The following is a 14580-nucleotide window of genomic DNA, read 5'->3' on the forward strand; positions in this document are numbered from 1 at the left end:
CACTGACCGTACAGCGGACAGGGAAATGCCCGACATTGGGCAATGTGCTTTCACATAAGTTCTTACACTTGTAGCTTGAAAGTTAAATCTTATTAGAAGGCCGGACACCCTCTATAATGCGCGCCGGTTTTTGGGGTAATGGTCATGAGTACAGAAGATCCGCGGTTTGCTGGTATTGCCCGTTTGTATGGCATCGAAGGCCTTGAGCGCCTGCGCGCGGCCCATGTGGCGATCGTCGGCGTCGGAGGTGTCGGTTCCTGGGCGGCGGAAGCCATGGCCCGTAGCGGCGTGGGCGAGATTTCGCTGTTCGACCTGGACGACGTTTGCGTCAGCAATGCCAACCGTCAGTTGCATGCGCTGGACAGCACCGTTGGCAAGCCCAAGGTCGAGGTGATGGCCGAGCGCCTGCGCGGTATCAACCCGGACTGTACCGTGCACGCGGTGGCGGATTTCGTCACCCGCGAGACCATGGCCGAGTACATCACGCCGAACATCGACTGCGTGATCGATTGCATCGACAGCGTCAATGCGAAGGCGGCGCTGATCGCCTGGTGCAAGCGCCGCAAGATCCAGATCATCACCACTGGCGGCGCGGGCGGGCAGATTGATCCGACATTGATCCAGGTCTGTGACCTCAACCGCACCTTCAACGACCCATTGGCCTCGAAAGTGCGCTCAACCCTGCGCCGCGACTATGGCTTCTCGCGCACCGTGACCCGCCATTACAGCGTGCCCTGCGTGTTTTCCACCGAGCAGCTGCGCTACCCGAAACCGGACGGCAGCATTTGCCTGCAGAAGAGTTTTGTCGGTGATGGTGTGAAGCTCGACTGCGCCGGCGGGTTTGGCGCGGTGATGATGGTGACGGCGACGTTCGGCATGGTCGCGGCGACCAAGGCTGTGGATAAGATCGTGGCGGGGGTGCGGCGGCCGGCGGATCGGGTCAAACCTGAGGTTTGATGGTTGTTGCTGATGGCCTCATCGCGAGCAGGCTCGCACACACATTGGATAGGCGTCGAATACAAATCCCTGGTGGGAACGAGCCAGCTCGCGATGGCTATTAACCTGCCAAGTCACGCATCCGCTGTAAAACAGCATTCAAACCATTGCTACGGGACTGGGACAACTGGCGACCGAGCCCCAGCTGATTGAACCAGTCCGGCAAATCCACCTGTTGCAACTCAATCGCCGACAAGCCGTTGACTCGCGCCAGCAGCAACGCCACCAATCCGCGAATCAACCGCGCATCGCTGTTGGCGCTGAACTGCCAATGACCATCGCGCAGCTCGCCCACCAGCCATACCTGGCTTTCACAGCCGTGCACGCGGTTGGCCTCGACTTTATCCTCATCGCTCAACGCCGGCAGGCGTTCGCCCCATTGCATCAACAGGCGTGCCCGTTGTTCCCAGCCGGGCGCATTCTGAAAGGCTTGCAGGGCGGTCACGGCATCGTCGGGCAAACTCATCGAAGCAACTCCAGTGCCTGGTCCAGGGCTTCAAAGAAGCGCTCAAGGTCTTCAGAGTCATTGTATAACCCCAGCGACACCCTAATCGCCCCGGCCAGTTGAAGGCTTTTGAGCAATGGCATGGCGCAGTGATGACCGGCGCGAACGGCGATCCCTTGCTCGGTCAGCAAGTGGGCCAGATCGGAGTTATGCACACCCTCGACGGTAAAACTGGCCAGTGCCACTTGCGGTGTACCCAGCAGGCGGATGCCGTTGCGCGCCTCAAGGCCTTTGATCAGATAGTCATGCAGTGCCGCTTCATGGGCGGACACGGCGTCCTGATCAAGCCCGGCGAGGTAATCCAGAGTCGCGCCCAGACCGATCACACTGGCAATGGGCGGTGTGCCCGCCTCAAATCCCAGCGGTGCAGGGCGAAAACGTGCGTCGTGGTAGTTGGCGTCCAGCACCATCTCGCCGCCGAACTGCCAGGGCTGAAGCTGTTTCAGAGCTTCATGGCGTCCAAACAGCACGCCCAGGCCATCGGGGCCATAGAGCTTGTGGCTGGAAAACACATAGAAGTCGCAACCCAGTGCCTGGACGTCATGTCGACCATGGACCACGCCTTGGGCACCGTCGATCACAGTCAATGCATTGTGCGCCTTGGCCATCGCCAACAATGCGGGCAGCGGTTGCCAGGCGCCGAGCACGTTGGACAATTGGCTGACCGCCAACAGGCGTGTGTGCGGGCCGATCAATTGCGCCGCGGCTTCGAGGTCGATCAGACCGTCGGCGTTCAGCGGCAGGATCACCAGTTTCAATGCGCGACGCTTCGCCAGTTGCTGCCATGGCAGCAGGTTGGCGTGATGTTCCAGGGCGCTGATGACAATTTCATCGCCCGGGTTGAATACGTGTTCCAGGCCATAGGCCAGGAGATTCAGCGCAGACGTCGCGCCGTGGGTGAAGATAATCTGCCCGCTGTCACCGGCATTGAGCCACTGGGCGACTTTGCTGCGGCTGTCCTCGAACGCCTGGGTGGCGTGAGCACCTGGCAGGTGTTGCGCCCGATGCACGTTGGCCGCGCCATTGGCGTAGTAATGCGTGAGGGCATCGAGCAGGGCTTGAGGTTTTTGCGTGGTGGCGGCGTTGTCCAGATAGGTCTGGTCTTGCCGTTGCAGCGCGGCGATGGCCGGAAAGTCGGCGCGCCAGGGGGAGGGAATCATCATGCTTTTGAGCCCTGTTGAACTTGGGCGGGCGTACGCCAGACCCCTGTGGGAGCGAGCCTGCTCGCGATGATCGAGTGGACGACACGGGCTATCTGATGCCCCGCGTTATCGTTGACGTCCATCGCGAGCAGGCTCGCTCCTACAGGTGAGCTTGTGTGACGCTTAGTTGTGAGCGTGCAGCGCTTCGTTCAGTTCGATCGCCGATTTGTGGGTTTTGCACTCCACGGCACCGGTTTCCGAATTGCGACGGAACAGCAGGTCAGGCTGACCGGCCAGTTCACGGGCCTTGACCACTTTGACCAACTGGTTTTTCTCGTCCAGCAGCGCCACTTTGGTGCCAGCGGTCACGTACAGGCCCGATTCAACGGTGTTGCGGTCGCCCAGCGGGATACCGATACCGGCGTTGGCGCCGATCAGGCAGCCTTCGCCCACCTTGATCACGATGTTGCCGCCGCCCGACAGGGTGCCCATGGTCGAGCAGCCGCCGCCCAGGTCAGAGCCTTTGCCGACGAACACGCCAGCCGATACACGGCCTTCGATCATCCCCGGACCTTCGGTGCCAGCGTTGAAGTTGACGAAACCTTCGTGCATCACGGTGGTGCCTTCACCAACGTAAGCGCCCAGGCGCAGACGTGCCGCGTCAGCGATACGCACGCCGGCCGGTACGACGTAGTCGGTCATTTTCGGGAACTTGTCTACCGAGAACACTTCGAGCAATTCGCCACGCAGGCGGGCTTCCAGTTGATGCTCGGCCAGTTCGGCCAGGTCGATTGCACCCTGGCTGGTCCATGCCACGTTTGGCAGCAGCGGGAACACACCGGCCAGGTTCAGGCCGTGCGGCTTGACCAGACGATGGGACAGCAGGTGCAGCTTGAGGTAAGCCTCAGGTGTGGAAGTCAGTTGAGCGTCTTCGGCCAGAATGGTCGCGACCAACGGCTTGTGGCTCTCGGCCAGACGGGTCAGCAGGGCGGCCTGGGCAGCGTCGACCGCTTTGACCGCTTCAGCCAGTTGCGAAGCCTGTGCGGTGGTGAAGGCGATGGCCTGGTTGCCTTCGGTGTAGCCCAGAATCGGGGCAATGGCAGCGATCAGTTCGGCGGACGGATTGAGCAATGGCTGCGCGTAAAACACTTCCAGCCATGCGCCTTGACGGTTTTGAGTGCCGACACCAAAGGCCAGGCTGAACGGGGTAGTGGACATGTTGATACCTCTAGCAAATTGGAACGGGCTGCTTACTTGAGTGCTGCCGCGTAGATATCTGGCTTGAAGCCAATCAGGGTTCGGTCACCGAGATCGAGCACCGGGCGCTTGATCATCGAAGGTTGTGCGAGCATCAGCTCGATGGCTTTCGACTGGTCGAGATCGGCTTTGCGTTCGTCGTCGAGCTTGCGAAAGGTCGTGCCTGCACGGTTCAACACCACTTCCCAGCCGTGCTCGTTGCACCATTGGGTCAGGTGTTCACGGTCGATACCGACCGCCTTGTAATCATGGCAGTCATAGCTGACAGCGTGTTCATCAAGCCAGGTGCGCGCCTTTTTCATGGTGTCGCAGGCTTTGATGCCGAAAAGGTGCAACGTTTTACTTGAAACGGTCAAGGAATCGCCCCCTTTACAGGTGCCGGAAATGAAAGGTCCGGGATTATGCCATGGAAGCGCAAATCCTGTGGAAGCGAGCTTGCTCGCGATGGCGGCTTAACATTCAACATTGATGATGGCTGATCCGACGCTATCGTGAGCAAGCAAGGCTCCTGCAGGGTTTGGGGTGATAGCGGTGATTGCTGCGTGCGACATTGGTGCAAAGGTCAGTGCACAGTCTAAGCGGCTAATGTGGCACTTCAATGCTGTCGATCGCCCGGAAATCCAGCGTTATGCAAACCGCCTACACCGTTCGGATCATGCTCATATTGATCGGCATTTCACGTCTGATCGGACGGGCGATCTCACTCGCCCGGTGAGTCGGCAGGCATGTGAGAGCGACCCCTCAGATAAGCATACGGTTCATGCCTCTTGAGCCGTGCCGACTGGATCAAGCTCATGGTCGCCGGTCGATGGTGCGTCGATGATGGGTGCTGCTTTTTCCTCTCATATTCGCAGGCGGCCATCCAGCAAATTAAATAGTGCATATGAACATTCACTTGATATTTTAATTTGTTCCAAGGGCGGCAAATTTCCCGGGGTGAGAGCTCTTCGCTCGCCTATACTAAATAGGTTAAATAGTATTAGTCGACGCGTGCTGCAAGGTGTTGGAAATTATGGAAATTTAAAGGCGTGGGTATCAAATGAGGTTGCTTGTTAAAAATATTTTTCTGTGATGGTTTGGTGTCGTGACGAGGATTTGATATGAACGTCTTGTTGAAAGAACTTCAGGCCTATCATCATGAAGTGGCTATAAAAATTACTCAGATCAATGAGTTGCTGAGGCAGCTGAGACATGGCTCCAATGACTGCAGTCCGTTGTTCAAGATGTTGGAAGCCTTGCATGGTGATGCAGAGCGACACCACCATGAAAATGAAGAACTTATTCGACTGGCCTTGCTAGCGACTGATGCACCGATCCACCAGCGGGTCAAGGATATCGAGCGAGATCATCAGGCGTTTGGGCGCATTGCTGGACAGCTGAAGATGTTGGAGGACACAACTCAGGAAACGAGAGTGATTGCTGACACTATCGATGACTTCATCAAAAAATATTACGATCATATGGACGCGGAGGAGAATATTTTCTTTCCGGTGGCAGATAAGTGGCTGTCAGACAACCAGTGGCAGGAAATAAAGCGTCAATGGCATTAATTGGAGTTCACCGTAGACGTTAAAGTTTAACGACTACTTAGTATTCGACCTGATTTAGTGGTTGTGTGGGTGCCAGGTAATTTTTTCCCCAGTCTCATTGGCTCGCCGGGGTGTCTGTGTATTGACTGTTTCTCGTTGCAAGTCCTTTCGCTTTGGCGTCTGTGCCAACTACACAAAGATCAAAGACTATTTAACAACGATCACACACTGTGTGAGATAGAGTTTTGCACGGGACAAAATCTTCAAGGCCAAGCCCTGCCTTGCTTCATCCTGACTCTGAATTACAGAACGGCCCAAGAAGCCCAGTTATATTCCTGGTGCTGCTGGTGTTGCGGTTTTTCTGGGGGCAGAGCGTCTGGCGGCTGTCCACCAGATTGCCGATGACGTACTGCGCGAGGTACTGGGTGAACAGGACTTGAGTGGGGCGAAACTCGGTCAGGTCAAATAACCGTTTGTCCAGCAAGAGTAGGGCTTGCCGGCGATGGAGCTCTTGAATACACCATCGCGAGCAAACTCGGTTCCTGCAGGTATTGCGCTTATTTACGGCGCTGGATGAAGTCGCGGATACGTTCTGCAGCCTCGACACATTCAGCCAACGGTGCAACCAGGGCCATGCGCACACGGCCAGCACCCGGGTTGACGCCATCGACATCCCGCGACAGGTAGGAGCCCGGCACCACGGTCACATGCTCCTGTTCGAACAGGTCACGGCAGAAGGCCGCGTCGTCACCGGCCACATTCGGCCACAGGTAAAAACCACCATCCGGGCGCTGTACGTCCATGACCGGGCTGAGGATCTCCAGCACCGCGTCATACTTCTCGCGGTACAACGCACGGTTGGCGCGCACGTGCACTTCGTCGTTCCACGCGGCAACGCTGGCCAGTTGGGTTTGCACCGGCATCGCGCAGCCGTGGTAAGTGCGATACAGCAAGAAGCCTTTGAGAATGTCCGCATCACCGGCGACAAAACCCGAACGCAGGCCCGGCAGGTTCGAGCGCTTGGACAGGCTATGGAATACCACGCAACGCTTGAAGTCCTTGCGGCCCAGTTCCACGCAGGCACTGAGCAGGCCGGCCGGCGGGGTTTGTTCGTCGAAGTACAGTTCGCTGTAGCACTCGTCGGCAGCGATCACGAAGTCGTACTCATCGGCCAGGGAAATCAGATTTTTCAGCGTTTCGACCGGGATCAGTGCGCCGGTCGGATTGCCTGGCGAGCACAGGAACAGGATCTGGCAGCGTTTCCAGATGTCCGGTGAAACGGCGTCGAAATCCGGGTTGAAGCCGTTTTCATCCAGGCATGGCAAGTAGTGCGGCTTGGCTCCGGCCAGGAACGCGGCGCCTTCGTAGATCTGATAGAACGGGTTCGGGCTGACCACCAATGCATCGTCGCCACGGTTGATGACGGTCTGGGTGAAGGCGAACAGCGCTTCACGGGTACCGTTGACTGGCAGCACGTTGCGCGCCGGGTCAATCCAGCCGTTAGGGACGTTGAAGCGACGCTCGCACCACGCGGCGATGGCTTCACGCAGGGCCGGGATGCCGAGGGTGGTCGGGTATACGGCCATCTGATCCAGATTGCTTGCCAGGGCTTCGGCGACAAAGCTTGGCGAACGGTGTTTCGGCTCGCCGATGGACAGTGCGATGGCACGTTTTTCCGGGTTTGGCGTGACGCTACCGAGCAGCGCGCGGAGCTTTTCGAAAGGGTAGGGCTGGAGCTGGGTCAGAGCGTTGTTCATCGGTAGATCTCGTTCGGTGCGGGGTGTGGGCAACCCATGTTTCCTGTGGGAGCCGGCTTGCCAGCGATGGTCGTTAACGATAACGCGTGCTTGCCGGGTAAACGCGGTGTTCTTGGGTCCATCGCTGGCAAGCCGGCTCCTACAAAGGGCTGGCTCGCTTCCACAGGGGAAAATTTGTCATGTCAGATACTGATTCGCGACAGTTTGATTTCGGGTTCCTGATTGACGCTTAACTGCTCGACGATTGCATCCTGTAACCGGCTGCACAGCTGCGGGTCGGACAATGGCTGGTTGTTGGCGTCGGTGATGAAAAACACGTCTTCCACCCGTTCGCCCAAGGTCGCAATCTTGGCGTTCTGCAACGACAGGTCGAATTCCAGGAAGATCGTTCCGATCCGCGCCAGCAGGCCAGGGCGGTCGGGAGCGGTCAGTTCAAGCACGGTGACCGGGCGCTGGGCGTCGTTGTGGATCGTCACCTGCGGCGCGAAGGCGAAATGCTTGAGCTGGCGGGGGACCCGGCGCTGGATGATGGTCGGGTAGTCGTCCGGATTTCGCAAGGCTTCGGTCAGTCCGTCGCGGATCTCCTTGACCCGCTCCGGGTTATCGCCGATCGAGTCGCCATCCGCGTCGAGCACAATGTAGGTGTCGAGGGTGAACTGGCTGCTGGAGGTGATGACCCGGGCGTCGTGGATGTTCAGGTTGAGCTGGTCCATCGCGGCGACGGTCACGGCAAAGAAGTCGTGCTGGTCGGGGGCGTAGATGAAGATCTGCGTGCCACCCTCGAACTCGCGCTGAGTGGTTTCCTTGATCAGCACCAGTGGCCCGCCATCGGCTGGCTGCTGAAGGATCGCATCGCTGTGCCAGGCCACGTCGCCGGCGGTATGGCGCAGGAAATAGTCATCGCCCAGTTGCGCCCAAAGCTGCTCGACATCGTCCGGATCGGTGCCGCCGCGCACCAGGATGTCCAGGGCGGCGCTCTGGGTCTGGCGGATCTGCTCTTCGCGATCAACCGGGTTTTCCAGGCCGCGTCGAAGGGCACGCTTGGTTTCGGTGTAGAGCTGGCGCAGGAGGCTGGCGCGCCAGGAGTTCCACAGCGTCGGGTTGGTGGCGTTGATGTCGGCGACGGTCAACACGTAGAGGTAATTGAGGCGGGTTTCATCGCCGACGATCTGTGCGAAATCGTGGATCACCTGCGGGTCTGACAAGTCCTTGCGCTGGGCGGTGGTCGACATCACCAGATGGTTCTGCACCAGCCAGACGATCAGGCGACTGTCCCACACGGGCAGTTGGTGACGCTGGCAAAAAGCCTCCGCATCCACGGCGCCGATATCCGAGTGGTCGCCATGCCGGCCCTTGCCGATGTCGTGATACAGCCCGGCCAGGTAGATCAGCTCGGGTTTGGGCAGTTTGCCCATGAGCTTGCTGGCTAGCGGGAATTTTTCCGACACCTGCGTGTACTGCAACTTACGCAGGTGTTTGATCAGATTCAGAGTGTGGGCGTCGACCGTATAGATGTGAAACAGGTCGTGCTGCATCTGTCCGACGATAAAGCCGAATTCCGGCAGATAGCGCCCGAGGATGCCGTAACGGTTCATGCGTCGCAGGTTGCGATGGATGCCGATCTTGCACTTGAACAATTCGATGAACAGGCTGGTGTTGCGAATATCGTTGCGGAAATCGTCGTCGATCAGGTGCCGGTTCTCACGCAGCAGGCGAATGGTGTCGGCACGTACGCCCTTGATTTCCGGTTGCTGGGCCATCAGCACGAAGATTTCGAGCATGGCAAACGGAGTGCGGCGGAACACGTTGTCGTTGCGCGCCTCGATGTAGCCATCGTGGAGCTGGAATCGCGAGTTGATCGGCTGCGGCGGCGCTTGATCATCCGGCGCGAGGATGACCTCTTCGAAGTGCTGGATGATCAAGTCGCTGAGCTGAGCGATGCTCATCACCACCCGGTAATACTGCTGCATGAAGTTTTCGATGGCTTGCTTGGCATCGTCACCTTCGAACCCCAGCAGCTTGGCAATGGTGCGCTGGTGATCGAACAGCAGGCGATCTTCCGAACGTCCAGCGAGCATGTGCAGGGCGTAACGCACCTTCCACAGGAACTCCTGGGACGAGGCCAGCAGGGCGTTTTCGCTTTCTACCAAGAAACCTTCTCCTGCCAGTGCGCGCAGGTTCAGGGTGCCGTACTCGCGACGAGCCACCCACAGAATCGTCTGAATATCCCTTAGTCCGCCCGGCGAGCCTTTGACGTTGGGTTCCAGGTTGTATTCGGTGTCGTTGTACTTGTGGTGACGGGCCTTCTGTTCGGCACGCTTGGCCAGGAAGAAATCCTTGCTCGGCCACATGTGTGCGGTGCTGGTGACGTCCAGCATGCGTTGGCGCAAGCGCTCGGGGCCACAGATGGTGCGGCTTTCCATCAGGTTGGTGACAACCGTCAGATCGGCGCGGGCCTCGACGGCGCACTCTTCGACCGAGCGAACGCTCTGACCGACTTCCAGGCCAATGTCCCACAGCAACGTCAGAAAGCGCTCGATGGAGTCACGGAAGATTTCGTGATCGGCGCTGTCGAGCAGGATCAACAGGTCAATGTCTGAATACGGGTGCAGTTCGCCCCGACCATAGCCACCGACCGCTACCAGTGCGATGTCGGCGTCTTCACTCCAGTTGAACTGCTCCCAGGCCTTTTGCAGGATGTTATCGACGAACCAGGCACGGTCCTCGATCAGCCGGCGAATGTCCCGGCCGCTGCGAAAGCGCCCGTCGAGCACCTCGCGGGCCTGGCGGATCGCCTTCTTGAAGGCCGCAATGGGGCTTGCCTTCAGGGCCAGTTCAGCCTGGAACTGGCCGCGATCGAAGAGTTCTGGATCCACCTGCGGCATCGATTGGCTTTCCTTTCTATAAGGCTGGGAGTGGAGCGGGGCGGATCAGGCCGAAATGCGCGGGATGGTGTCATCGCTGCGCAAGGTGAAGATCTCGTAACCGGTCTCGGTCACCAGCAGCGTGTGTTCCCACTGTGCCGACAGCTTGCGGTCCTTGGTGATCGCAGTCCAGCCGTCACCCAGCACCTTGGTGTCAGCCTTGCCCTGGTTGATCATCGGCTCGATGGTGAAGGTCATGCCGGCTTGCAGTTCCATGCCGGTGCCTGCGCGTCCGTAATGCAGGATCTGCGGTTCTTCGTGGAAGACTTTGCCGATGCCGTGACCACAGAATTCGCGAACCACCGAGAAACCATTCTTTTCAGCGTGTTTCTGGATGATTTCACCGATGTCGCCAAGGCGGCAACCGGGTTTGACGATTTCAATCGCCTTGTACATGCATTCCTGGGTCACTTGCGACAGACGCTCGGCCCAGACCGGCACGGTGCCGACGTGGAACATGCGGCTGGTATCACCGTGGAAGCCGTCCTTGATGACAGTGACGTCGATGTTCAGGGTGTCGCCATCTTTCAGCGGCTTGTCGTTCGGGATGCCGTGGCAGACCACGTGGTTGATCGACGTGCAAATCGACTTCGGGTAGCCCTTGTAATTCAGCGGGGCAGGGATGGCTTTCTGCTCGTTGACAATATAGTCGTGGCAGATCTGGTTCAGTTGATCGGTGGTCACACCCGGCTTGACGTATTCGGCAATCATTTCCAGCACATCGGCGGCCAGTTTGCCGGCGACGCGCATTTTTGCGATGTCCTCGGGGGTTTTGAGGGTGACGGTCATACAGGCTCTCTCTGCGCTCGATGGCGCTTCTCAACGAAAAGGGCGTTGCGCAATCGAACTTCGCAGCCCTGAAAAACGCAATTCTAACAGACGATCAGGGCAAATCCGCCGCTCTGTGCATCGCTTCTCTCCATAGAATGGTGCATTGTGGGCGGATTCCAAGGGATGGAGCTGCGTGGTCGCCAGGATTTCAGAATCCGGGTTTCGTTTTTTCCTCCCCTGTGATATAAAATGCGCCGCTTTCCGGGGATGCCCCGAAAAGCCTAAATCCACACACGTGTCGACACGATGACCTGGGTGCCTTCAGCTGATGCTGCTGGTTGGTCATTGGGATACGTGGAGGCCAAACCCGACTTATTAAGGAACTATCATGTCCCAAGTCAACATGCGCGATATGCTGAAGGCCGGTGTGCACTTCGGTCACCAGACCCGTTACTGGAACCCGAAAATGGGTAAATACATTTTCGGCGCGCGTAACAAGATCCACATCATCAACCTTGAAAAAACCCTGCCAATGTTCAACGAAGCTCTGACTTTCGTAGAGCGTCTGGCCCAGGGCAAAAACAAGATTCTGTTCGTCGGCACCAAGCGTTCCGCTGGCAAGATCGTTGCTGAAGAAGCAGCACGTTGCGGTTCGCCGTACGTCGACCACCGCTGGTTGGGCGGCATGCTGACCAACTTCAAAACCATCCGTGCTTCCATCAAGCGTCTGCGTGACCTTGAAGTACAAGCCGAAGACGGTACTTTCGCCAAGCTGACCAAGAAAGAAGCGCTGATGCGCTCCCGTGACCTGGAAAAGCTGGATCGTTCCCTGGGTGGTATCAAGGACATGGGCGGTCTGCCAGACGCTCTGTTCGTAATCGACGTTGATCACGAGCGCATCGCGATCACCGAAGCCAACAAGCTGGGCATCCCGGTTATCGGCGTAGTCGATACCAACAGCAGCCCGGAAGGCGTTGACTACATCATCCCAGGCAACGATGACGCAATCCGCGCTATCCAGCTGTACATGGGTTCGATGGCTGACGCTGTTATCCGTGGTCGCAACAACGTTGCTGGCGGCACCGAAGTTTTCGTTGAAGAAGCTCCGGCAGCTGCAGCTGAGTAATTGACGCCCTGGCGTTGACTCAGTAAGCAAAAAGGGGGCTTGGCCCCCTTTTTGCCACCTCGAAAACCATTTGTCGGCGCCCACTGCTTTATCTGTAACGTGCGGCAGCTAACAAGGGTGGTTCGGGAAGAATTGAACGCCCGTTCGATCGGGTGGAATGGTTGATAACCTATCCAAGAGGAATTTTGAAATGGCAGAGATTACTGCAGCGTTGGTCAAAGAACTGCGCGAGCGTACTGGCGAAGGCATGATGGACTGCAAAAAAGCCTTGACCAAGGCTGGCGGCGACATCGAAAAAGCCATTGATGACATGCGTGCTTCGGGCGCCATCAAGGCTGCCAAGAAAGCGGGTAACGTTGCTGCTGAAGGCGCAATCGCCATCAAGGCTGACGACAAGTCCGCGGTACTGCTGGAAGTGAACTCGCAGACCGACTTCCTGGCCCTGCAAGATGACTTCAAGAACTTCGTTGCTGCCAGCGTAGAAAAAGCTTTCGCCGAAAAACTGACCGACGCAGCTCCGCTGATCGCCGCTCAGGAATCGGCTCGTGAAGCCCTGGTTGCCAAGGTTGGCGAAAACGTCAACATTCGTCGTCTGGTACGCGTAGAGGGTGATGTTGTCGGCACCTACCTGCACGGTAACAAGATCGGTGTTGCTGTTGTTCTGAAGGGCGGCGATGTTCAGCTGGCCAAAGAGATCGCCATGCACGTGGCGGCAAGCAACCCTGAGTTCCTGCTGCCATCGCAGGTTTCGCCAGAAGCCATCGAGCGCGAGAAGGGTGTTTTCCTGACCCTGAACGAAGACAAGATGAAAGGCAAGCCAGCAGAAATCGTCGAGAAGATGATCGCCGGCCGTATCACCAAGTTCCTGGCCGAAGCCAGCCTGGTCGAGCAAGCTTTCGTCATGAATCCAGAAGTCACCGTTGGTGCTCTGGCCAAGAAAGCTGGCGCAGAAATCGTATCCTTCACCTACTTCAAGGTTGGCGAAGGCATCGAGAAGCCAGTTGACAACTTCGCTGAAGAAGTTGCTGCTCAGGTTGCGGCTGCTTCCAAGCAATAAGACGGTTTTTTTAACTGTCGCCCTGAAGAGGCTGCCCGCTCACGCGCGCAGCCTCTTTTCAGATGGGGTACCAATTTTTAATTGGTTTCCTTTTGGAACTGGCTTACAAAGCCATGTTCCGATGGCGCTGAAGCAGCGCCAAGCTAGAGTGAACGCCAGCTGAAAACAGCTCGCAAAGAATTTTTAAAATACGCCGCAGGAGAGATTCGCAATGGCTCAGCAGGGCAGTGGTTATCAGGCTCGCTATAAACGCATTCTACTCAAGCTTAGCGGCGAGGCCCTGATGGGCTCGGAAGAGTTCGGGATCGATCCGAAAGTTCTGGATCGCATGGCGCTGGAAGTTGGCCAGCTGGTTGGCATCGGTGTTCAGGTCGGTCTGGTGATCGGCGGCGGAAACCTGTTCCGCGGCGAGGCGCTGAGCAAGGCTGGCATGGATCGGGTCACTGGCGACCACATGGGCATGCTGGCCACTGTGATGAACGCCTTGGCCATGCGCGACGCGCTCGAACGTGCCAATATCTCCGCCATCGTGATGTCGGCCATTTCCATGGTTGGCGTAACCGATCATTATGATCGCCGCAAGGCCATGCGCCACCTCAACTCCAAGGATGTAGTGATTTTCGCGGCCGGTACCGGCAATCCATTCTTCACTACGGATTCGGCAGCCTGCCTGCGCGCGATCGAAATCGATGCCGATGTCGTGCTCAAGGCGACCAAGGTCGATGGCGTCTACACCGCTGACCCATTCAAAGACCCGCATGCCGAGAAGTTCGATCATCTGACCTACGATGAAGTACTGGATCGCAAGCTTGGGGTGATGGATCTGACGGCCATTTGCCTGTGCCGCGACCACAAGATGCCATTGCGCGTATTTAACATGAACAAGCCCGGCGCCCTGCTGAACATCGTGCACGGCGGCGCTGAAGGGACCCTGATCGAGGAAGGCCAACAATGATCAACGAAATCAAGAAAGACGCTAAAGAGCGCATGCAGAAATCCGTGGAGTCGCTGGCGCACAACTTCGGCCGTATTCGTACCGGTCAAGCACACCCAAGCATCCTGGAAGGCGTGATGGTGCCGTACTACGGTTCCGATACTCCGATCAAGCAAGTGGCCAACATCACCGTTAAAGATGCTCGTACCCTGCAAGTCGTTGCATTCGAGCGCAACATGCTCGGCGCCGTCGACAAGGCGATCGGCAGCGCCGGTCTGAACCTGAACCCGACCAACCTTGGCGAGTTGCTGCTGATCTCCATGCCTGCCCTGACTGAAGAAACCCGTCGGGGCTTCACCAAGCAGGCTCGTGACGTTGCCGAAGACGCCCGTGTAGCCGTGCGCAACATCCGTCGTGATGCCAACAGCTCGCTGAAGGATCTGGTCAAGGAAAAAGAAATCAGCGAAGACGAAGAGCGTCGCGCCACCGGCGAAATCGACGATCTGACCAAGAAGTTCGTGGCTGAAATCGACGCGAAGCTGGCAGAGAAAGAAAAAGACCTGATGGCCGTATAAGGGTCGC

13 protein-coding genes are annotated in these 14580 nt (G+C 57.7%); 6 read left to right on the forward strand and 7 right to left on the reverse strand.

Annotation, left to right across the window (positions count from 1 at the left end):
• Window positions 1-144: 144 nt before the first annotated feature.
• The gene (gene tcdA / locus ACGJAX_RS11785; protein WP_189340452.1) at window positions 145-957 is read left to right on the forward strand and encodes a tRNA cyclic N6-threonylcarbamoyladenosine(37) synthase TcdA; all 813 of its coding nucleotides are present in this window, start codon (window positions 145-147) and stop codon (window positions 955-957) included.
• 100 nt (window positions 958-1057) lie between these two features.
• Here the strand turns inward: tcdA and ACGJAX_RS11790 are convergent, their stop codons facing one another.
• The 4 genes from ACGJAX_RS11790 to ACGJAX_RS11805 all read right to left on the reverse strand — a co-directional run bounded on the left by ACGJAX_RS11790 (window position 1058) and on the right by ACGJAX_RS11805 (window position 4202).
• Window positions 1058-1462: a SufE family protein gene (locus tag ACGJAX_RS11790; protein WP_390959030.1), complete on the reverse strand. Its 405-nt coding sequence runs from the start codon at window positions 1460-1462 to the stop codon at window positions 1058-1060.
• The gene (locus ACGJAX_RS11795; protein WP_390959032.1) at window positions 1459-2664 is read right to left on the reverse strand and encodes an aminotransferase class V-fold PLP-dependent enzyme; all 1206 of its coding nucleotides are present in this window, start codon (window positions 2662-2664) and stop codon (window positions 1459-1461) included. Before ACGJAX_RS11795 ends, ACGJAX_RS11790 begins: the two co-directional genes overlap by 4 nt.
• Before the next feature lie 162 nt (window positions 2665-2826).
• Window positions 2827-3861 carry a 2,3,4,5-tetrahydropyridine-2,6-dicarboxylate N-succinyltransferase gene (gene dapD / locus ACGJAX_RS11800; RefSeq protein WP_090316911.1) on the reverse strand — a complete coding sequence of 345 codons (1035 nt, stop codon included), beginning with the start codon at window positions 3859-3861 and terminating at the stop codon, window positions 2827-2829.
• A gap of 32 nt (window positions 3862-3893) precedes the next feature.
• On the reverse strand, window positions 3894-4202 hold the full coding sequence (locus tag ACGJAX_RS11805; RefSeq protein ID WP_390959852.1) for a Spx/MgsR family RNA polymerase-binding regulatory protein: 309 nt from the start codon (window positions 4200-4202) through the stop codon (window positions 3894-3896).
• Between the two features lie 798 nt (window positions 4203-5000).
• Between ACGJAX_RS11805 and ACGJAX_RS11810 the strand changes: the two genes are divergently transcribed.
• Complete coding sequence (locus ACGJAX_RS11810; protein ID WP_390959034.1) at window positions 5001-5450, forward strand: hemerythrin domain-containing protein; 450 nt, start codon at window positions 5001-5003, stop codon at window positions 5448-5450.
• Between the two features lie 536 nt (window positions 5451-5986).
• Here the strand turns inward: ACGJAX_RS11810 and dapC are convergent.
• The 3 genes from dapC to map form a co-directional block, all read right to left on the reverse strand.
• The gene (gene dapC / locus ACGJAX_RS11815) at window positions 5987-7186 is read right to left on the reverse strand and encodes a succinyldiaminopimelate transaminase (RefSeq protein WP_390959036.1); all 1200 of its coding nucleotides are present in this window, start codon (window positions 7184-7186) and stop codon (window positions 5987-5989) included.
• Window positions 7187-7368: 182 nt separating this feature from the next.
• The gene (locus ACGJAX_RS11820; protein ID WP_390959038.1) at window positions 7369-10071 is read right to left on the reverse strand and encodes a [protein-PII] uridylyltransferase; all 2703 of its coding nucleotides are present in this window, start codon (window positions 10069-10071) and stop codon (window positions 7369-7371) included.
• 45 nt (window positions 10072-10116) lie between these two features.
• Window positions 10117-10899 (reverse strand): type I methionyl aminopeptidase, encoded by a 783-nt coding sequence (gene map / locus ACGJAX_RS11825; RefSeq protein ID WP_247254887.1) that lies wholly within the window; start codon window positions 10897-10899, stop codon window positions 10117-10119.
• Window positions 10900-11269: 370 nt separating this feature from the next.
• On the opposite strand from map, the gene rpsB reads away from it, so the two are divergent.
• The 4 genes from rpsB to frr all read left to right on the forward strand — a co-directional run bounded on the left by rpsB (window position 11270) and on the right by frr (window position 14573).
• Window positions 11270-12007 (forward strand): 30S ribosomal protein S2, encoded by a 738-nt coding sequence (gene rpsB / locus ACGJAX_RS11830; RefSeq protein ID WP_008057307.1) that lies wholly within the window; start codon window positions 11270-11272, stop codon window positions 12005-12007.
• A gap of 190 nt (window positions 12008-12197) precedes the next feature.
• Window positions 12198-13064 carry a translation elongation factor Ts gene (tsf, locus tag ACGJAX_RS11835; protein WP_090316925.1) on the forward strand — a complete coding sequence of 289 codons (867 nt, stop codon included), beginning with the start codon at window positions 12198-12200 and terminating at the stop codon, window positions 13062-13064.
• A gap of 211 nt (window positions 13065-13275) precedes the next feature.
• Window positions 13276-14019 carry a UMP kinase gene (gene pyrH, locus ACGJAX_RS11840; protein WP_003222124.1) on the forward strand — a complete coding sequence of 248 codons (744 nt, stop codon included), beginning with the start codon at window positions 13276-13278 and terminating at the stop codon, window positions 14017-14019.
• A complete protein-coding gene (frr, locus tag ACGJAX_RS11845; protein WP_007978385.1) occupies window positions 14016-14573 on the forward strand; it encodes a ribosome recycling factor in 558 nt (185 codons plus the stop codon). Before pyrH ends, frr begins: the two co-directional genes overlap by 4 nt.
• Window positions 14574-14580 lie beyond the last annotated feature (7 nt).

Origin of the sequence: Pseudomonas moorei, from assembly GCF_042846945.1 — a bacterium.
GTDB classification, from domain to species: Bacteria; Pseudomonadota; Gammaproteobacteria; order Pseudomonadales; family Pseudomonadaceae; genus Aquipseudomonas; species Aquipseudomonas moorei.

Coding starts and splice junctions, on each gene's coding strand:
- tcdA (WP_189340452.1), top strand. CDS start 145: ATGAGTACAGAAGATCCGCGGTTTGCTGGTATTGCCCGTTTGTATGGC.
- ACGJAX_RS11790 (WP_390959030.1), bottom strand. CDS start 1,462: ATGAGTTTGCCCGACGATGCCGTGACCGCCCTGCAAGCCTTTCAGAAT.
- ACGJAX_RS11795 (WP_390959032.1), bottom strand. CDS start 2,664: ATGATGATTCCCTCCCCCTGGCGCGCCGACTTTCCGGCCATCGCCGCG.
- dapD (WP_090316911.1), bottom strand. CDS start 3,861: ATGTCCACTACCCCGTTCAGCCTGGCCTTTGGTGTCGGCACTCAAAAC.
- ACGJAX_RS11805 (WP_390959852.1), bottom strand. CDS start 4,202: ATGAAAAAGGCGCGCACCTGGCTTGATGAACACGCTGTCAGCTATGAC.
- ACGJAX_RS11810 (WP_390959034.1), top strand. CDS start 5,001: ATGAACGTCTTGTTGAAAGAACTTCAGGCCTATCATCATGAAGTGGCT.
- dapC (WP_390959036.1), bottom strand. CDS start 7,186: ATGAACAACGCTCTGACCCAGCTCCAGCCCTACCCTTTCGAAAAGCTC.
- ACGJAX_RS11820 (WP_390959038.1), bottom strand. CDS start 10,071: ATGCCGCAGGTGGATCCAGAACTCTTCGATCGCGGCCAGTTCCAGGCT.
- map (WP_247254887.1), bottom strand. CDS start 10,899: ATGACCGTCACCCTCAAAACCCCCGAGGACATCGCAAAAATGCGCGTC.
- rpsB (WP_008057307.1), top strand. CDS start 11,270: ATGTCCCAAGTCAACATGCGCGATATGCTGAAGGCCGGTGTGCACTTC.
- tsf (WP_090316925.1), top strand. CDS start 12,198: ATGGCAGAGATTACTGCAGCGTTGGTCAAAGAACTGCGCGAGCGTACT.
- pyrH (WP_003222124.1), top strand. CDS start 13,276: ATGGCTCAGCAGGGCAGTGGTTATCAGGCTCGCTATAAACGCATTCTA.
- frr (WP_007978385.1), top strand. CDS start 14,016: ATGATCAACGAAATCAAGAAAGACGCTAAAGAGCGCATGCAGAAATCC.